This window comes from Hydrogenophaga sp., from assembly GCF_011772445.1.
In the GTDB taxonomy this organism is placed as follows: domain Bacteria; phylum Pseudomonadota; class Gammaproteobacteria; order Burkholderiales; family Burkholderiaceae_C; genus Hydrogenophaga.
Genome location: NZ_WVZN01000032.1, coordinates 22,730 through 41,399 on the forward strand (window position 1 = coordinate 22,730; position 18,670 = coordinate 41,399).

General features: G+C 67.6%; 18 protein-coding genes. 15 read left to right on the forward strand and 3 right to left on the reverse strand.

Going from position 1 to position 18,670, the window contains the following annotated elements; translation table 11 throughout:
- Position 1 precedes the first annotated feature (1 nt).
- The 6 genes from GTO19_RS13595 (at position 2) to dnaB (ending at position 5,359) form a co-directional block, all read left to right on the forward strand.
- Entirely contained in the window at positions 2-2,116 is a 2,115-nt protein-coding gene (locus GTO19_RS13595) for a sodium:solute symporter family protein (protein ID WP_291021753.1), read from the forward strand.
- Between the two features lie 195 nt (positions 2,117-2,311).
- Positions 2,312-2,683: a 30S ribosomal protein S6 gene (rpsF, locus tag GTO19_RS13600; RefSeq protein ID WP_070397866.1), complete on the forward strand. Its 372-nt coding sequence runs from the start codon at positions 2,312-2,314 to the stop codon at positions 2,681-2,683.
- A 30-nt stretch (positions 2,684-2,713) separates the two neighbouring features.
- On the forward strand, positions 2,714-3,001 hold the full coding sequence (priB, locus tag GTO19_RS13605; RefSeq protein ID WP_291021754.1) for a primosomal replication protein N: 288 nt from the start codon (positions 2,714-2,716) through the stop codon (positions 2,999-3,001).
- Positions 3,002-3,013: 12 nt separating this feature from the next.
- On the forward strand, positions 3,014-3,295 hold the full coding sequence (rpsR, locus tag GTO19_RS13610) for a 30S ribosomal protein S18 (RefSeq protein ID WP_009520643.1): 282 nt from the start codon (positions 3,014-3,016) through the stop codon (positions 3,293-3,295).
- Between the two features lie 14 nt (positions 3,296-3,309).
- Positions 3,310-3,765 (forward strand): 50S ribosomal protein L9, encoded by a 456-nt coding sequence (gene rplI, locus GTO19_RS13615; protein WP_291021756.1) that lies wholly within the window; start codon positions 3,310-3,312, stop codon positions 3,763-3,765.
- Between the two features lie 172 nt (positions 3,766-3,937).
- Complete coding sequence (gene dnaB, locus GTO19_RS13620) at positions 3,938-5,359, forward strand: replicative DNA helicase (protein ID WP_291021758.1); 1,422 nt, start codon at positions 3,938-3,940, stop codon at positions 5,357-5,359.
- 3 nt (positions 5,360-5,362) lie between these two features.
- Here the strand turns inward: dnaB and GTO19_RS13625 are convergent, their stop codons facing one another.
- The 3 genes from GTO19_RS13625 to GTO19_RS13635 all read right to left on the reverse strand — a co-directional run bounded on the left by GTO19_RS13625 (position 5,363) and on the right by GTO19_RS13635 (position 8,323).
- Positions 5,363-7,114, reverse strand: a complete 1,752-nt coding sequence (locus tag GTO19_RS13625; protein WP_291021760.1) for a PhoH family protein — start codon at positions 7,112-7,114, stop codon at positions 5,363-5,365.
- Positions 7,115-7,315: 201 nt separating this feature from the next.
- Complete coding sequence (locus tag GTO19_RS13630) at positions 7,316-7,792, reverse strand: peroxiredoxin (RefSeq protein WP_291021762.1); 477 nt, start codon at positions 7,790-7,792, stop codon at positions 7,316-7,318.
- A 129-nt stretch (positions 7,793-7,921) separates the two neighbouring features.
- Positions 7,922-8,323: an Mth938-like domain-containing protein gene (locus GTO19_RS13635; RefSeq protein WP_291021764.1), complete on the reverse strand. Its 402-nt coding sequence runs from the start codon at positions 8,321-8,323 to the stop codon at positions 7,922-7,924.
- Between the two features lie 115 nt (positions 8,324-8,438).
- Here GTO19_RS13635 and GTO19_RS13640 point away from each other — a divergent pair, with 115 nt between their 5' ends.
- The 9 genes from GTO19_RS13640 to clpB all read left to right on the forward strand — a co-directional run bounded on the left by GTO19_RS13640 (position 8,439) and on the right by clpB (position 18,667).
- The gene (locus GTO19_RS13640) at positions 8,439-9,665 is read left to right on the forward strand and encodes a pyridoxal phosphate-dependent aminotransferase (protein WP_291021765.1); all 1,227 of its coding nucleotides are present in this window, start codon (positions 8,439-8,441) and stop codon (positions 9,663-9,665) included.
- A gap of 22 nt (positions 9,666-9,687) precedes the next feature.
- Positions 9,688-11,010 carry a homoserine dehydrogenase gene (locus tag GTO19_RS13645; protein ID WP_291021767.1) on the forward strand — a complete coding sequence of 441 codons (1,323 nt, stop codon included), beginning with the start codon at positions 9,688-9,690 and terminating at the stop codon, positions 11,008-11,010.
- Positions 11,011-11,153: 143 nt separating this feature from the next.
- On the forward strand, positions 11,154-12,596 hold the full coding sequence (thrC, locus tag GTO19_RS13650; RefSeq protein WP_291021770.1) for a threonine synthase: 1,443 nt from the start codon (positions 11,154-11,156) through the stop codon (positions 12,594-12,596).
- Positions 12,593-13,126 (forward strand): molybdopterin-guanine dinucleotide biosynthesis protein B, encoded by a 534-nt coding sequence (gene mobB, locus GTO19_RS13655; RefSeq protein WP_291021772.1) that lies wholly within the window; start codon positions 12,593-12,595, stop codon positions 13,124-13,126. The genes thrC and mobB overlap by 4 nt, the downstream gene beginning before the upstream one ends.
- Positions 13,123-14,406, forward strand: coding sequence for a gephyrin-like molybdotransferase Glp (glp, locus tag GTO19_RS13660; protein WP_291021774.1), 1,284 nt, complete (start codon positions 13,123-13,125; stop codon positions 14,404-14,406). Before mobB ends, glp begins: the two co-directional genes overlap by 4 nt.
- Positions 14,403-14,657: a molybdopterin converting factor subunit 1 gene (gene moaD / locus GTO19_RS13665; RefSeq protein WP_291021776.1), complete on the forward strand. Its 255-nt coding sequence runs from the start codon at positions 14,403-14,405 to the stop codon at positions 14,655-14,657. Before glp ends, moaD begins: the two co-directional genes overlap by 4 nt.
- Positions 14,654-15,133 (forward strand): molybdenum cofactor biosynthesis protein MoaE, encoded by a 480-nt coding sequence (locus tag GTO19_RS13670; RefSeq protein WP_291021778.1) that lies wholly within the window; start codon positions 14,654-14,656, stop codon positions 15,131-15,133. Before moaD ends, GTO19_RS13670 begins: the two co-directional genes overlap by 4 nt.
- Positions 15,134-15,155: 22 nt before the next feature.
- Complete coding sequence (locus tag GTO19_RS13675; RefSeq protein ID WP_291021780.1) at positions 15,156-15,896, forward strand: GNAT family N-acetyltransferase; 741 nt, start codon at positions 15,156-15,158, stop codon at positions 15,894-15,896.
- Positions 15,897-16,060: 164 nt separating this feature from the next.
- Complete coding sequence (clpB, locus tag GTO19_RS13680) at positions 16,061-18,667, forward strand: ATP-dependent chaperone ClpB (protein WP_291021782.1); 2,607 nt, start codon at positions 16,061-16,063, stop codon at positions 18,665-18,667.
- The last annotated feature ends 3 nt before the right edge of the window (positions 18,668-18,670 follow it).

Below are 18,670 nucleotides of genomic sequence, written 5' to 3' on the forward strand. Positions count from 1 at the left end.
CATGGCAGGCATGTTTGAAACCGGCGCCGCCGGCGGTGCAGGCTCCAACGCTGCATTCAAGAAGCAGCTCAACAAGGTCTACAAGTGGTACACGGGCGGCTTCTTCGTCTTCGTGGTCGCCCTGGCCATCTTCGAACAACTCGGGCTGTCGCGCGAGTGGATCGGCTTCATCTTCCTGATCGCCACGATCGCGCTCTATGCGGGCATCGGCATCATGAGCCGCACCACCGACGCGGCGGAGTACTACGTGGCCGGGCGCCGCGTGCCAGCCGTCTACAACGGCATGGCCACCGGTGCCGACTGGATGTCGGCCGCGTCCTTCATCGGCATGGCCGGCACGCTGTACCTCTCGGGCTACGGCGGCCTGGCCTTCATCATGGGCTGGACGGGCGGCTATTGCCTGGTGGCGCTGTTCCTGGCGCCGTACCTGCGCAAGTTCGGGCAGTTCACCATCCCCGACTTCCTGGGTGAGCGCTACGGCGGCAACCTGCCGCGTTTCCTTGGCATCTTCGCCGCCATCCTCTGCTCCTTCACCTACGTGGTGGCGCAGATCTACGGCGTGGGCATCATCACCGCGCGCCTGACCGGCGTGGCCTTCGAGCTCGGGGTCTTCCTGGGCCTCGGCGGCATTCTGGTGTGCTCGTTCCTGGGCGGCATGCGCGCGGTCACCTGGACGCAGGTGGCCCAGTACATCATCCTGATCATTGCCTACATGATCCCGGTGGTGTGGCTGTCGGTGAAGCAGACCAGCGTGCCGGTGCCGCAGGCGATCTATGGTCAGCAACTGCTCAAGGTCACCGAAGCCGAGAAGCGCCTGATCAACGATCCGAAGGAGCTCGAAGTGCGCGGCGTGTTCCAGGCGCGCTCCGACGCGCTGGCCGCGAAGCTGAAGGATCCGGCCGCCGCCCTGGCCGCCGACAAGGCCGCTGCCGACAAGAAGCTGGCCGACCTGCGCGCCGCCAATGCGCCGAGCGCCGAGATCGCCGCCGCCGAGAAGGCCGTGGCCGACATGCCCAAGGACGAAGCCGCCGCGAAGGCCGCCTGGACCAAGGCCAAGGCCGCCGCCGACGCCAAGACCAAGCCGCTCAACGGCATGCCACGCCATGCGCAGCAGTACGCGGGCGATCCGAACGGGGACGCCGCGGCGCAGAAGACCTTCGACGAATCGCGCCGCAACTTCCTCGCGCTCATCTTCTGCCTGATGGTGGGCACCGCCGCCTTGCCGCACATCCTGATGCGCTACTACACGGTGCCCAGCGTGAAGGAAGCCCGCGCCTCGGTGACCTGGTCGCTGTTCTTCATCTTCCTGCTGTACTTCACGGCGCCTGCGCTGGCGGTGCTGGTCAAGTTCGAGGTGTTCACGTCACTCGTGGGCACACCGTTCAACAACCTGCCTGAATGGATCGCGGCCTGGAACCGCGTCGATCCCGGATTGCTCTCGGTGACCGACGTCAACAAGGACGGCATCCTGCAGCTCAACGAGATGAGCATCGGCGGCGACATCATCGTGCTGGCAACCCCGGCCATCGGTGGCCTGCCGTACGTGATCTCGGGCCTGGTGGCGGCCGGCGGTCTCGCCGCGGCGCTGTCCACCGCCGACGGCCTGCTGCTGGCCATCGCCAACGCGCTGTCGCACGACCTGTACTACAAGATGATCGACCCCAACGCCTCGACGGCGCGCCGCGTCACGATCTCCAAGACGCTGCTGCTGGTCGTGGCCCTGTGCGCCGCCTATGTGGCGGCCCAGAAGCCGGCCGACATCCTGTTCCTGGTTTCCGCGGCCTTCTCGTTCGCGGCGGCGGCGTTCTTCCCGGCCCTGGTGCTCGGCATCTTCTGGAAGCGCGCCACCGGCATCGCCGCCTCGCTGGGCATGATCGCCGGCCTGGGCGTGACCTTCTACTACATGGCCACGACCCAGCCCTGGCTGCGCTCGGTGTTCGGTGTCACCTCGCCGATCGAGCTGTGGTGGGGCATCCAGCCGATCTCCGCCGGCCTGTTCGGCGTGCCGATCGGCTTCGCCGTGATCATCCTGGTCAGCCTGGTGACCCCGGCGCCGAACAAGAAGATCCAGGAGCTGGTGGAGCACGTGCGCTACCCCAACCTGCGGGCCGCATGATCGGCGCCTGAGAGGCCTTTCACCCGCCCGAGGCGGGTGACTCCACGGCCCGGACCACCGCAAGGTGGCCCGGGCCTTTCACTTTTGTATAATCGCGGGCTTGCCTTGCTGCACCCCTGCTGACGCCTGGGGGCAGCTGTCAACCTCCCCGGCCAGGGTTTTCCGGTCGGCCGGGGTCATCCACAAGGAGAGTCCATGCGTCACTATGAGATCGTCTTGCTGATCCACCCGGATCAGAGCGAACAGGTTCCGGCCATGCTGGAGCGCTACAAGGGCATGATCACCGCCGGCGGCGGCAAGATCCACCGCGTTGAAGACTGGGGCCGCCGTCAACTGGCGTACCAGATCAACAAGCTGTCCAAGGCCCACTACCTCTGCGTCAACATCGAGGCCGATCAGGCCGTGATGAACGAGCTGGAGCACGCCTTCCGCTTCAACGACGCCGTGCTGCGCCACCTGAGCGTGCAGCGCAAGAAGGCCGACACCGGCCCGTCGTCCATGATGAAGACGGTCGAGCGCGAAGAGGCCCGCAAGGCCCAGCAGCAGTCGCAGGAGCAATCCGCCTGACGCCCCTGGCGTGAGGCTCGCGGGAATCGGGTGAACCGTTTTCAGTTGCAGGCCGCGGTGGTGCAGGTGCAGAACCTGCGCTACACACCGGCAGGCATCCCGGTGCTCAACCTCGTGCTCGAACACGAGTCGCAGCAGACCGAACTGGACACCCCCCGAACCGTCGCCCTCCAGATCCGTGCCGTGGCCTTCGGGCCCCTGGCCGAGACCCTGCAGAAACAGGCGCTCAACGAACTGGCGGTGTTTGGCGGCTTCCTCGCGAACGCGCGCAACGGCAAAGGCGTGGTTTTCCACATCCAGGCATTCAGCAAGACATAGGAAAGGCCCATCATGGCTGCACCCAAGCGTTTCAACAAAGACAAGCGCCCCAAGCGCAACACCCAGTCGCTGCTCTTCAAGCGCAAGCGCTTCTGCCGTTTCACCGTCGCCAAGGTCGAAGAGGTGGACTACAAGGACATCGACGTCCTGCGCGACTTCATCTCCGAGAACGGCAAGATCATTCCCGCGCGCCTGACCGGCACCCGCGCGATCTACCAGCGTCAGGTCACCACCGCCATCAAGCGCGCGCGCTTCCTGGCCATGCTGCCCTACAGCGATCAGCACCGCGTCTGATCGAGGAGCCCGACATGCAAGTGATTCTTCTCGAAAAAGTCCAGAACCTCGGCGCCCTCGGCGATGTCGTCAAGGTCAAGGACGGCTACGCCCGCAACTTCCTGATCCCGACCGGCCAGGCCCGCCGCGCCACCAAGGACGCCCTGGAGGCCTTCGAAGCCCGCCGCGCCGAACTGGAAAAAGCCGCTGCCGCCAAGCTGGCCGCTGCCCAGGCCCAAGGCGAGAAGCTCGCCGCCACCAGCCTCAAGCTCACGCAGAAGGCCGGTGTGGATGGCCGCCTGTTCGGGTCCGTCACCAACCACGACGTGACCGACGAGCTGCACAAGCTCGGCTTCAAGGAGGTGGTGAAGTCGCAGGTGCGCATGCCCAACGGCCCGCTGAAGGCCGTCGGCGACTACACGGTGCAGGTCAACCTGCACACCGACGTCACGGTCGACGTGGCCGTCTCGGTGCTGGGCGAAACCGCCTGATACCCGCGAGCCGTCCGGCTTGCCGAAAGCCGCTGTCTTCGGGCAGCGGCTTTTCTTTTTCCCGTCCCTGCCTGTCCCGCGTTTCGCACTGGATATGCAGGACTTCTCCCCAGCCTTGTCCACACCCGGGAGGGGTATCCGGGCTTACCATGCCCCTTTGCCCAGAAGCCGCATGTCCACCGCCTTTTCCAGCCCCTTTCCCGACCTTGGTAGCGGACTCGACGACACCGGCGACCGACAAGTCGCTCAGCTCCGCGTCCCCCCCCATTCCATCGAAGCCGAGTCCAGCGTGCTCGGTGGCTTGCTGCTCGACAACGGTGCCTGGGACCGCGTCGCCGACCTGCTCAACGACTCCGACTTCTACCGCTACGAGCACCGCCTGGCGTACTCGGCCATCGCCGCGCTGGTCAATGCGTCCAAGCCGGCCGACGTGGTGACGGTGTTCGAGCACCTGCAGAACCTCGGCAAGGCCGAGGAGGCGGGAGGCTTGGCTTACCTCAACTCGCTCGCGCAGTACGTGCCCAGCGCGGCCAACATCCGCCGCTACGCCGAGATCGTTCGCGAACGCGCCGTGCTGCGCAAACTCGTGGCCGCCAGCGACGAGATTTCCACCTCCGCCTTCAATCCGCAGGGCAAGCCGGTCGCCAAGATCCTCGACGAGGCGGAGCAGAAGATCTTCAAGATCGGCGAGGAAGGCTCGCGCATGAAGGAGGGCTTCCAGTCGATGGACCGGCTGGTGGTCGACCTGCTGGACCGCGTGCAGGAGATGGCCGACAACCCGCAAGACGTGACCGGCGTTCCCACGGGCTTCATCGACCTCGATCGCATGACGGCGGGCCTGCAGGGCGGTGACTTGATCGTGCTGGCGGCGCGCCCGTCCATGGGCAAAACCGCCTTTGCGATCAACATCGCCGAGCACGTGGCGCTCAACGAAGGCCTGCCCGTGGCCGTGTTCTCCATGGAAATGGGGGCCGCCCAGCTCGCGGTGCGTATCGTGGGCTCCATCGGCCGCATCAACCAGGGCCACCTGCGCACCGGCAAGCTCACCGACGAGGAATGGCCGCGCCTGACCGAGGCCATCGAGAAGCTGCGCCACGTCTCACTGCACATCGACGAGACGCCCGGCCTCACGCCGAGCGAGTTGCGCGCCAATGCCCGGCGCCTGGCGCGCACCTGCGGCAAGCTCGGCCTGATCGTGGTCGACTACCTGCAGCTCATGAGCGGCTCCAGCAGCGACGGTGGCGACAACCGCGCCACCGAACTTGGCGAGATCTCGCGTGGACTGAAGATGCTGGCCAAGGAGCTGCAGTGCCCGGTGATCGCGCTGTCGCAGCTCAACCGCTCGGTGGAGCAGCGCACCGACAAGCGCCCCATGATGAGCGACCTGCGCGAATCCGGCGCCATCGAGCAGGACGCGGACATCATCATGTTCATCTACCGCGATGAGTACTACACCAAGGACGCCTGCAAGGAGCCAGGGGTGGCGGAGATCATCATCGGCAAGCAGCGAAACGGCCCCACCGGGACCGTCAAGCTGGCCTTCCTGAACATGCTGACCCGCTTTGAAAGCCTGGTCGGCGGCGGAGACTATTGAGCGTCAGAGGACTTCAGACGCAAAGTCAGCCAGCCGCGAGCGCTCGCCACGCGCCAGCGTGATGTGCCCGCCGTGCGGCCAGCCCTTGAAGCGGTCCACCGCGAAGGTCAGACCCGAAGACCCTTCGGTGAGGTAGGGCGTGTCGATCTGCGCCAGGTTGCCCATGCAGATCATCTTGGTGCCAGGGCCCGCGCGCGTGATCAGCGTCTTCATCTGCTTGGGCGTCAGGTTCTGCGCCTCGTCGATGATCACGTACTTGTTCAGGAAGGTGCGCCCGCGCATGAAGTTCATGCTCTTGACCTTGATGCGGCTGCGGATGAGCTCGTTGGTCGCCGCGCGACCCCACTCGCCGGCGTTGCCGCCGTCGCCCTTGGCCAGGAACTCCAGGTTGTCGTCGAGCGCGCCCATCCACGGGCCCATCTTCTCTTCCTCGGTGCCGGGCAGGAAGCCGATGTCCTCGCCCACGCTCACGGTGGCGCGGGTCATGATGATCTCGGTGTAGCGCCGGTCGTCGAGCACCTGCGTGAGGCCGGCGGCCAGCGCCATCAGCGTCTTGCCCGTGCCGGCCGTGCCGGCCAGGGTCACGAAGTCGATCTCCGGATCCATCAGCAGGTTGAGCGCGAAGTTCTGCTCGCGGTTGCGGCTGGTCACGCCCCAGACGGCGTTCTTGAGGTGGGTGTAGTCCTTGAGCGTCCTGAGCACCGCGGTCTTGTCGCGGATCTCGGTCACGCGCGCGTACAGCGAGGGCTCGCCAGGTGCTTCGAAGTAGACGAACTGGTTGATGTAGAACTGGCTCACCGCCGGACCGCTGACGCGGTAGAAGGTGTGGCTGCCGCTCTGCCAGCTTTCGATGGTCTTGCTCTGGCGCGTCCAGAAGTCCTGTGGCAGCGCGAGCGAGCCCGGGTAGAGCAGTTCGCCATCGTCCAGGGTCTTGTCGTTTTCGTAGTCCTCGGCGGCCAGACCCAGCGCGCGGGCCTTCACGCGCATGTTGATGTCCTTCGACACCAGAATGACCTCGCGCTCCGGGTGTCGCTGGCGCAGCGCGGCCACCACGCCCAGGATCTGGTTGTCGGCCTTGCCCTGCGGGAGCGCGGCGGGCAGTTCGCCCAGCAACTGCTCCGTCTGGAAGAAGAGCTGCCCGCGCGCGGACTGGTGACCGGTGGCCGAGAGCTTCAAGCCCTTGGTCATGTCGCCGCCGGCCTGCGCGGCCAAGCCATCGAGGTTTCGGCTGGTCTGTCGACCGTTGCGCGCGACCTCGGTCATGCCCTTCTTGTGGCCGTCGAGCTCCTCCAGCACGATCATCGGCAGGTAGATGTCGTGCTCTTCGAAGCGGAAGAGGCTCATTGGGTCGTGCAACAGCACGTTGGTGTCGAGCACGAAGAGGCGGGCGGGACCGCCGCTGACGCCCTTGCCCGGGGCGCGGCGCCGCGCGGCGGCCACCGGCGACGGGGTGGCGGGTTTGACCGCGGCGGGTGCGGCCGGCTCGGGGCGTTCCGGGCGGCTCTTGAGTTCCAGGGCGGGCGCGGGAGCCGTCGCTGGCGCGCGGCGGGTCTTGGCCGCTGGCGCTGGCCGCGCCTTGCGGGGCGCGGGCGTTTCGACCGGCTCGGGTGCCGTCAGTGTGTCGTCGTCCGGGAGGATGTTCAGGCCGCCGCTGCGCTCGTCGAAGTCTTCGAGGCTGGCGTTGGAGGCCTTCAGGGAATAGGCGTCGGGGGCGAGGAGGGCGGCGCGTTTGGAGGGGGCGGGGGGCAGGGGCATGTGGGCTTCAGCGTGCGGGCTCGAAAAAACAAAAAGCCGCCGGGAGAACCGGGCGGCTTTGCGTGCGTCGGACGGGAGGGAAACAGCGGTGGACGGGGAAGATGCCCGAAGACATGCGGACCACTATACACCTTCCACATGTCGCCGAAGGCTCGGCGTGGCGGCGGGGCAGCGAGGTGTCGCTGCGCCGCACCATCGCGATCAGGCGGCCTTCTTGAGCGCCTTGACCGCCTTGAGCACTTCCTCGACGTGACCGGGGACCTTCAGACCGCGCCACTCCTGGCGCAGCACGCCGTCAGGTCCGATCAGGAAGGTGCTGCGCTCGATGCCCTTGACCTTCTTGCCGTACATGATCTTGTTCTTGACCACGCCGAACATGTGACACATTTTTTCCTCGGTGTCGGCGATCAGCTCGAAGGGCAATTCGAGCTTGGCCTTGAAGTCGTCGTGCGACTTCATGTTGTCGCGCGAGACACCGAACACCTGGGCGCCGGCCTTGACAAAATCCTTGTACTTGTCGCGGAACTGCATGGCCTCGGTGGTGCAGCCGGGCGTATTGTCCTTGGGGTAGAAATACAGCACGAGCGTTTGCCCGAGGTGGCTCTGGTGGCTGACCTTGATGCCGCCGGTGGCCTGGGATTCGAACTCGGGGATGGGTTTGTTGACAACGACGGCCATGCTGTGGAGACCCCTGACGTAAGTGGATGGTGTTGCGTTGGCTGCCCGAACGGCCGGACGGGCGCTCCGTATGCATACGGAAGGTCTGGCCGGGCAACAGCCCGCTATTTTACCTCCTCGGGGCCCGGATTACCCGTTTATGGGCGGGGATCCACCTTCTTGCAGGAGGGCCGCGGTGACGCGCCGCCCCTCACCGGCCAGGATGTTGTAGGTGCGACAGGCGGCCGCCGTGTCCATCGTTTCGACGCCAATGCCCCGTTCGAGCAGGCCTCGCAACAGGCGCGGCGCGACGAAACGCAAGCTCGAACCGCTGCCGAAGATGACCAGCTCGGGCGTGACGCCATCCGGCTCCACCAACGCCTCGAAATGGGCCGGCGTTAGGTCCTCGAAGCGCTGGCACTCCCAGGGGCGCAACTGCCCGGCCGCGCTCAGGACCACACTCGCCTCCTGCCGCTCGCCATTGACCGCAATCCAGCCTTCGCCGAGCGAGGTGATGGCGAGTTGGTGGGGCGTGTCGGGGTGCAGTTTCATGGGGCGTTCGCGCCCTGGGCGGGTCGGGGAACTGTGGTCAAATTGCCGGTTTGCTCGTGGCTGGCGAGGCTTGCATCTTAGCCCTGCGTGTCGCGATCCCGTCGTCGGAGGGACTTTGAAGACCATCCAGAAATCCGCCAAGCTCGCCAACGTCTGCTACGACATCCGCGGTCCCATCATGGACGCGGCGCGGCAGATGGAAGAAGAGGGCCACAAGATCATCAAGCTCAACATCGGCAACCTGGCGGTGTTCGGCTTCGATGCGCCCGAGGAGATCCAGCAGGACATGATCCGCAACCTGCCCAACTCGGCGGGCTATTCGGACAGCAAGGGCATCTTCGCGGCGCGCAAGGCGGTGATGCACGAGACGCAGCTGCAGGGCATCAAGGGCGTCACACTCGACGACATCTACCTCGGCAACGGCGCGAGCGAGCTGATCGTGATGGCGACGAACGCCTTGCTGGACGACGGTGACGAGTTGCTGTTGCCGGCCCCCGATTACCCGCTGTGGACGGCGGCGACGAGCCTGTCGGGCGGCACGCCGGTGCACTACATGTGCGAGGAGTCCAAGGGCTGGATGCCCGACATCGACGACATCCGCCGGAAGATCACGCCGGCCACCAAGGGCATCGTGGTGATCAACCCGAACAACCCCACGGGTGCGCTGTACTCCAGGGAATTGCTGCAACAGATCGTGGCCATCGCGCGCGAGCACGGGCTGGTGATCTTCGCCGACGAGGTCTATGACAAGGTGCTGTACGACGGCGTGAAGCACGTGCCCATCGGCAGCCTGTCCGAGGACGTGCTCACGCTCACCTTCAACTCGCTGTCCAAGAGCTACCGATCCTGCGGCTACCGCGCGGGCTGGCTGGTGGTGTCGGGCGACAAGAAACCCGCCAAGGACTACATCGAGGGCCTGAACATGCTCTCGAACATGCGCCTGTGCGCCAACGTGCCGGGCCAGTGGGCGATCCAGACCGCGCTGGGCGGCTACCAGAGCATCAACGACCTGGTGCAGGAAGGCGGGCGCCTGCGCCGCCAGCGCGACCTGGCCTACGAACTCATCACGGCGATCCCGGGGGTGAGCTGCGTCAAGCCGCAGGCGGCGCTGTACATGTTTCCGAAGCTCGATCCGGCGATGTACCCCGTGCAGGACGACCAGCAGATGTTCCTGGAACTGCTGCAGGAAACGCGCGTGATGCTGGTGCAGGGCTCGGGCTTCAATTACCCCGACAACCAGCACTTCCGCATCGTCTTCCTGCCGCACGAGGACGACCTGCGCGAGGCCATCGGCCGCGTCGCGCGCTTCCTCGAGCACTGGCGAAAACGCCACGGCAACTGAGTTCTTCTTATCTGACCGACCGATGAAACCGATTCAAGTGGGCCTGCTGGGCATTGGCACCGTGGGCAGCGGCACCTTCAACGTGCTGCGACGCAACCAGGAAGAGATTCGCCGCCGCGCCGGCCGCGGCATCGAAATCACCATGGTGGCCGACCTCGACGTGGCGCGCGCCAGGGCCGTGGTCGGTGAGGGCGTCACCGTGGTGAGCGACGCGCGCGAGGTGATCGCCAACCCCGACATCGACATCGTGATCGAGCTCATCGGCGGCTACGGCATCGCCAAGGCGCTGGTGATGGAGGCCATCTCGGCCGGCAAGCACGTCGTCACGGCCAACAAGGCACTGCTGGCGGTGCATGGCACCGAAATCTTCGCTGCCGCCTCGGCTCGCGGCGTGATCGTGGCCTTCGAGGCCGCGGTGGCCGGTGGCATCCCCATCATCAAGGCGCTGCGCGAAGGCCTCGCGGCCAACCACATCGAATGGATCGCCGGCATCATCAACGGCACCACCAACTTCATCCTCTCCGAGATGCGCGACAAGGGGCTCGACTTCGAGGTCGTGCTCAAGGAAGCGCAGCGCCTGGGCTACGCCGAGGCCGACCCGAGCTTCGACATCGAGGGCGTGGACGCCGCGCACAAGGCGACCATCATGAGCGCCATCGCCTTCGGCGTCCCGGTGCAGTTCCACAAGGCGCACGTCGAGGGCATCACCAAGCTGTCGGCCACTGACATCCGTTACGCCGAGCAACTGGGCTACCGCATCAAGCTGCTGGGGATCACGAAGCGGGCACCCAAGGGGATCGAGTTGCGCGTGCACCCCAGTCTGGTGCCGGCCAAGCGCCTGCTTGCCAATGTCGAAGGCGCGATGAACGCGGTGGTGGTGCACGGCGACGCCGTGGGCACCACGCTGTACTACGGCAAAGGCGCGGGCAGTGAACCCACCGCCAGCGCCGTCATCGCCGACCTGGTGGACGTGACGCGCCTGCACACGGCGGACCCGCACCACCGCGTGCCGCACCTGGCCTTCCAGCCCGACGCCATGAGCGACCTGCCGGTGCTGCCCATGAGCGAGGTCATCACCAGCTACTACCTGCGCATGCGCGTGGCCGACGAGGCGGGCGTGCTGGCCAAGGTCACGGGCGTGCTCGCGCTCAACGGCATCAGCATCGACGCCGTGCTGCAGCGCGAGGCCGACGAGGTGGGCGGCGAGGGCGCCACCAGCACCGACCTGATCATCCTCACGCACGACACGCGCGAAGGCACCATGGACACCGTGCTGGCCGAGTTGCAATCCCTGCCCACCGTGCTGTCGCCCATCGTGCGCATCCGCAAGGAAGAGCTTCGCTGACGTGAGGCACCCCCGCAGCGCCTTCGGCGCTTCCCCCCTGAAGGGGGCAACACCAGCGGCCCGGCCAAGCCGGTTCCGCGGTGTTTCCCGGTTCGACCGCGGCGCTCGCGGCGGATCGGGTGAGAGTGAAATGGACCGTTGATATGTTGTATCTCTCCACCCGCGGCCACGCGGACCGCAAGCGCTTCTGCGAAATCCTGCTCGAAGGCCTGGCGCCCGACGGTGGCCTGTACCTGCCCGAGCGCTACCCGCAAGTGGACGCCGCCAGCTTGCAGCGCCTGCGCGGTGTCTTCAACGAAGGCAAGCCCGGTGGCTACGCGGCGCTGGCCTTCGAGATCCTCTCGCTCTACATCGACGACATTCCCGCGGCCCATCTGCGCGCGATCTGCGAGCGCACCTACACCGAGGCGGTGTTCGGCAACCCGGCCATCGTGCCGCTCAAGCAACTCGACGACGGCTTCTACCTCGAGGCCCTGTCCAACGGCCCCACGCTGGCCTTCAAGGACATGGCCATGCAACTGCTCGGCCAGCTGTTCGAGTACGAACTCGGCCGCCGCGGCGAAGAGCTCAACATCCTGGGCGCCACCAGCGGCGACACCGGCAGCGCGGCCGAGCACGCCATGAAGGGCAAGCGCGGTGTGCGCGTGTTCATGCTCAGCCCCCACGGCCGCATGAGCCCCTTCCAGCAGGCGCAGATGTTCAGCCTCACGGACCCGAACATCCACAACATCGCCGTCGAGGGCGTGTTCGACGATTGCCAGGACATCGTCAAGGCCGTCAGCAACGACCTCGACTTCAAGCGCCGCCACAAGATCGGCACGGTCAATTCCATCAACTGGGCGCGCCTGCTCGCGCAAGTCGTCTATTACTTCGCCGGCTATTTCCAGGCCACGGGCAGTGACAGCGAGCGCGTGAGCTTCACCGTGCCCAGCGGCAACTTCGGCAACGTCTGCGCCGGTCACGTGGCGCGCCAGATGGGCCTGCCCATCCACCGCCTGGTGGTGGCCACGAACGAAAACGACGTGCTCGACGAGTTCTTCCGCACCGGCGTCTACCGCGTGCGCGGCAGCGCCGACACGCACGAGACCTCCAGCCCGTCCATGGACATCTCCAAGGCGAGCAATTTCGAACGCTTCGTCTTCGACCTGGTGGGCCGTGACCCCGCGCGCTGCAAGGCCCTGTTTGCCGACGCGCTGCCGCGCGAGGGCCGCTTCGATCTCAGCGGCGACGCCGTCTTCGCCGATGCCTCCGCCCACTACGGCTTCCTGAGCGGGCGCAGCACCCACGCCGACCGACTCGCCACCATCCGCGACGTCGACCGCCGCTTCGCCGTGGTGATCGACACCCACACCGCCGATGGCGTGAAGGTGGCGCGCGAGCACTTCGAGCCGGGCGTGCCCATGGTGGTGCTGGAAACCGCGCTGCCGATCAAGTTCGCCGAAACCATCGTCGAGGCGCTGGGCCACGAGCCCGAGCGCCCGGCCGCCTACGCGGGCATCGAGGCGCTGCCCAAGCGCGTGAAGGTCATGGCGGCAGACGCGGCGGCGGTCAAGGCGTACATCGCCGAGCACACCACGGCCGCATGAACGTCGTCGGCTTCGCGGGCTTCTCGGGTTCGGGCAAGACCACGCTGGTCGAGCAGCTCATCCCGGCCCTGCGCCTGCGTGGGCTGCGCGTCTCGGTCATCAAGCACGCGCACCACAGCTTCGACATCGACCACCCCGGCAAGGACACCTGGCGCCACCGCGAGGCCGGCGCCGTGGAGATCGTGGCCGCCTCGCCCAGGCGCATGGTGGTCATGCGCGAGTTCGAGACCGAGACCACGCACGACGTGCACGCGCTGGTCGCGCGGCTGAGCGCCGCCGTGGACTGGGTGCTGGTCGAGGGCTTCAAGGCCAGCAGCCTGCCCAAGGTCGAGGTCTGGCGAGAGGCCAGCGGCCAGCGCGTGATCTACCCGGCGCAGCCGCTGGTGCTGGCCATCGCCACCGACAGCCCCGCCGCCCTGCCCGAGCCACCCGCACGCCCGGTGCTGGATTTGAACGCCCCCGATGACGTGGCCGCGTGGCTGGTCGACAATGCCAGCCGGTTCCACTACAGCCCACCCGAGAAGACATGAACGCCCCGGCCCGCGCGCCCCTGATGGCCCTGGACGACGCCCTGGCCGCCTTGCTCGGCCGCGCCGCGCCCCTGGCCGGCACCGAATCGGTGCCTACCTTCGACGCCGTGGGCCGCGTGCTCGCCCAGGACCTGGTGAGCGCCCTGCAGGTGCCCCCGCAAGACAACTCCTCCATGGACGGCTACGCGGTGCGCCGCGCGGACGTGACGGAAAAGGGCGTGGTCCTGCCCATCAGCCAGCGCATCCCGGCGGGCCACGCAGGCGAACCCCTGCAGCCAGGCACCTGCGCGCGGATCTTCACTGGCGCCCCCATGCCCGAAGGCGCTGACGCCGTGGTGATGCAGGAGGACACGCGCGAGGTCGGCGGAGACCTGCACGCGGTGCACATCGACGCCATTCCCGAGCCCGGCCAATGGGTGCGCCGCAGCGGCGAAGACGTGGCGCGCGGCGCCACCGTGCTCACGCGCGGCCAGCGCCTGGACGAGGGCGCGCTCGGCCTGGCGGCCAGCCTGGGGCTGGCGCACCTGAAGGTGGTGCGCCGTCCGCGCGTGGCCCTGTTCTCCACCGGCGACGAACTCGTGATGCCCGGCGAAGTGCCGCCCGAGGCCATGAAGCCCGGCGCCATCTACAACTCCAACCGCTTCTTCCTGCGCGCGCTGCTGCAGCGCTTCGGCTGCGAGGTGAGCGACCTCGGCATCGTCCCCGACAAGCGCGAGGCCACGCTGGCCGCGCTCAAGACGGCGGCCGACCACCACGACCTCATCCTCACCAGCGGCGGCGTGTCGGTCGGGGAAGAAGACCACATCAAGCCTTCGGTGCAGCAACTCGGTGGGCTCGACCTCTGGCAGATCGCCATGAAGCCGGGCAAGCCGTTCGCTTACGGCCACGTGCGGCGCGACGCCGGCGCGGGCGCCGACGCCGCCACCGCCTGCCACTTCATCGGCCTGCCGGGCAACCCGGTGTCCAGCTACGTCACCTTCCTGCTGCTGGTGCGGCCCTTCCTGCTCAAGCTGCAGGGCGTGGCCGACCCCGCCGCCCTGCGCCTGCCGCCCGCCACGCCGCTGCGCGCCGACTTCAGCCTGCCGCGCGCCGACAAGCGCCGCGAGTTCCTTCGCGCGCGCCGCCATGGCGACGGTGGCGTCAAGCTCTTTCCCAACCAGAGCTCGGGCGTGCTCACCTCGGTGGTCTGGGCCGACGGCCTGATCGACAACCCATCGGGCACCACCATCGCACCTGGCGACACCGTGCGCTTCGTCGCCCTGTCGGACCTGCTCGCATGAACACCATCCAGTTGCGCTACTTCGCCTCCATCCGCGAGGCCATCGGCACCGGTACCGAGCGGCTCAGCACGGCGGCGCCCACACTGGCCGCGCTGCGCGACGAACTCATCGCGCGCGGCGGCGCGCACGCCGAGGCGCTGGCGCGCGGCAAGGCCGTGCGCGTCTCGCTCAACCAGACCATGGCCGACGAATCCGCCGCGCTCGCCGATGGCGCCGAGGTGGCTTTCTTCCCGCCCGTCACCGGGGGATGAGCGTGGCCAGCCGGGTCTCCATCCAGACCGATGACTTCGACCTGAGCACCGAGGTCGCGCGCCTGCGCGCGCAGGACAAGGGCGTGGGCGCCGTGTGCAGCTTCATCGGCACCGTGCGCGATCGCAACGACGGCCAGTCCGTCAGCGCGATGGAGCTGGAGCACTACCCCGGCATGACCGAAAAGGCCATCGAGGCCATGATCGACGAGGCCTTCCGCCGCTTCCAGATCCTGGGCGCACGGGTCATCCACCGCGTGGGGCCGCTCCAGCCACTCGACCAGATCGTGCTGGTGGTCGTCAGCTCGGCGCACCGCGGCCAGAGCTTCCAGGCCTGCGAGTTCCTGATGGACTACCTCAAGACCCGGGCGCCGTTCTGGAAGAAGGAAGAGACGCCCGCCGGCGCGCGCTGGGTCGACGCGCGCGTGAGCGACGACGCGGCGCTGGCGCGCTGGGGCATCCAGGCGGGCAACGCCTAAAAAGCTGGCGATGGGCCCTGCCGTGATTGAGGCCATCGAACGCAACACGGTCCAGGCCGTGGCACCGGAGCATGTGGACGAGGGGCTGCCCGGCTGGCTGCTGCCCATGGACCGCGGCACCGTGGGGCGGGCGCAGTGCGCGGTGCCGCTGTCGCACGCGGTGCCCGACCCGGCCCTCATCGACACCATTGCCGAGCGCTACCGAGCGCGTGGCTTCGCGGTGGCCTGGCGCTTGCCCGAATTGCCCGAGTGGGACGCCTTCGTCCATGCCCTGGCCGAGCGCGGTTTCACCCGCACCCAGCCCACGCAAACCCACATCGCCGAAGCCGCCGAACTGTTGCGGCGCCTGCCGGACCCGCCGCAGGGCATCGAACTGCGCCTGACGGACACGCCCGACGCGGCCTGGCTGGCCATGTTCCTCGGCGAAGGGCTGGACCCGGTGGACGGCGCGAGCCGCTCGCGCGCGCTCTCGCGCGCCGTCGGCACGCGCTTTGCCAGCCTGAGCGAAGCGGGCCAGACCCTGGCCTGCGGTGCCGCCAGCTTCAGCCACGGCTGGTTGGGCGTGCACGGCATGCGCACGGCGGCGCGCCAGCGCGGGCGCGGCTTGGCGGGCATGGTGCTGCGCGCCATGGCGGGTGAGGCGCTGCGCCGGGGCATCCCGCGCGTGTTCCTGCAAGTCACGGCGGACAACACGCCCGCGCTGGCGCTCTACCAGCGCGCAGGCTTCCAACTGGCCTGGCCGTACGCCTACTGGAGAAATTGAACCACCCCTGCCGCGCTTTGCGCGACCCCCTCAAGGGGGCGGCACCTGCAGCCCGGCGGAGCCGGTTCCGGTGCCCTGGGGCGCTGTCGATGTCCTGCCGGCTTGAAAATGACCCCATCGCCGCCATGTGCTTGGCAATCCACTTTTTCCGGAGCGCCCCTCTCATGCGTCTCGACAAACTCACCACCAAATTCCAGGAAGCCCTGGGCGACGCCCAATCGCTCGCCCTGGGCAATGACCACGCCTACATCGAGCCCGTGCACCTGTTGCTGGCCATGCTGCGCCAGACCGACGGGCCGGTGTCCATCCTGCAGCGCGCCGGCGTCAACGTGCCCGGCCTGACCCAGGCGGCCGAAGCGGCCGTCAAGCGCCTGCCCCAGGTGCAAGGGCAGGAGCAGGTCCAGGTCGGCCAGGAGCTGGCCAAGCTCTTGCAGGCCACCGAGAAGGAATCCATCAAGCGCGGTGACGCCTTCGTCGCCAGCGAGCTCTTTCTGCTGGCCGTGGCCGACGCCAAGGGCGAGCTGGGCCGCATCGCCAACGAGAGCGGGCTCTCGCGCAAGAGCCTGGAATCGGCCATCGCCGCCGTGCGCGGTGGCCAGCAGGTGGACAGCCCCGAGGCCGAAGGCCAGCGTGAGGCGCTCAAGAAATACACCATGGACCTGACCGAGCGCGCCCGCGCCGGCAAGCTCGACCCGGTGATCGGCCGCGACGACGAGATCCGCCGCGCCATCCAGGTGCTGCAGCGGCGCACCAAGAACAACCCCGTGCTCATCGGCGAACCCGGCGTCGGCAAGACCGCCATCGTCGAGGGGCTGGCCCAGCGCATCGTGGCGGGCGAGGTGCCCGACAGCCTGAAGGGCAAGCGCGTGCTGAGCCTGGACATGGCCGCGCTGCTGGCCGGCGCCAAGTACCGCGGCGAGTTCGAGGAGCGCCTCAAGAGCGTGCTGCACGAACTGGCCAAGGACGAGGGCCAGATCATCGTCTTCATCGACGAGCTGCACACCATGGTGGGCGCCGGCAAGGCCGAGGGCGCCATGGATGCGGGCAACATGCTCAAGCCCGCGCTGGCGCGCGGCGAGCTGCACTGCGTGGGCGCCACCACACTCGACGAGTATCGCAAGTACATCGAGAAGGACGCCGCGCTGGAACGCCGCTTCCAGAAGATCCTGGTGGACGAGCCCACGGTGGAGGACACCATCGCCATCCTGCGCGGCCTGCAGGAAAAGTACGAGGTGCACCACGGGGTGGAGATCACCGACCCGGCCATCGTGGCCGCGGCGAAGCTCAGCCACCGCTACATCACCGACCGCTTCCTGCCCGACAAGGCCATCGACCTGATCGACGAGGCCGCGGCCAAGATCAGGATCGAGATCGACTCCAAGCCCGAGGCCATGGACCGGCTGGACCGCCGTCTCATCCAGCTGCAGATCGAGCGCGAGGCCATCAAGAAGGAAACCGACGAGGCCTCGCAGAAGCGCCTGGGCCTCATCGACGTCGAGATCGACCGGCTCAAGCGCGAACTGGCCGACCTGGAGGAGATCTGGAAGGCCGAGAAGGCGCAGGCCCAGGGCTCGGCCCAGGTGAAGGAAGAGATCGACAAGCTGCGCCACCAGATCGAGGAGTTCACCCGCAAGGGCGACTTCAACAAGGTGGCCGAGCTGCAGTACGGCAAGTTGCCCGAGCTGGAGAAGCGCCTGAAGGACGCCCAGGCCGCCGAGACCGGCAAGAAGGACGCGGGCCGCCCGCAACTGCTGCGCACCCAGGTCGGCGCCGAAGAGATCGCCGAGGTGGTGGCGCGCGCCACCGGCATCCCGGTGAGCAAGCTCATGCAGGGCGAGCGCGACAAGCTGCTGCAGATGGAAGACAGGTTGCACCAGCGCGTGGTGGGCCAGGACGAGGCCATCAGCGCGGTCGCCAACGCCATCCGCCGCTCCCGCGCGGGCCTGTCCGACCCGAACCGCCCCATCGGCTCCTTCCTGTTCCTGGGCCCCACCGGCGTGGGCAAGACCGAGCTGTGCAAGGCGCTGGCCGAGTTCCTGTTCGACAACGAAGAGCACATGGTGCGCATCGACATGAGCGAGTTCATGGAGAAGCACTCGGTCGCGCGCCTGATCGGCGCGCCGCCCGGCTACGTGGGCTACGAGGAGGGCGGCTACCTCACCGAAGCGGTGCGCCGCAAACCTTACTCGGTGCTGCTGCTCGATGAAGTGGAGAAAGCCCACCCCGACGTCTTCAACGTGCTGCTGCAGGTGCTGGACGACGGCCGCCTCACCGACGGCCAGGGCCGCACCGTGGACTTCAAGAACACCGTGATCGTGATGACGAGCAACATCGGCTCGCACATGATCCAGTCCATGGTGGGCCAGCCCTACGACGAGGTGAAGGAGGCGGTGTGGGGCGAGCTCAAGGGCTACTTCCGGCCCGAGTTCCTCAACCGCATCGACGAGACCGTGGTGTTCCACGCGCTGGACGCGAAGAACATCGAGGCCATCGCCGCCATCCAGCTCAAGGCGCTGCAGGCGCGCCTGCAGAAGATGGACCTGCGCCTGGACGTTGCGCCCGCGGCGCTCGCCGAACTCGCCAAGGTTGGCTTCGACCCGGTGTTCGGCGCCCGCCCGCTCAAGCGCGCCATCCAGCAGCGCATCGAGAACCCGCTCTCCCGGCTGCTGCTGGAGGGGCGCTACCCGCCCAAGTCGGTGATTCCGGTGGGCGTGGACCCGGTGCGCAACCCGGGCGTGTTCGAGTTCGGCGAACCGGTGGCGATGGACTGAGGC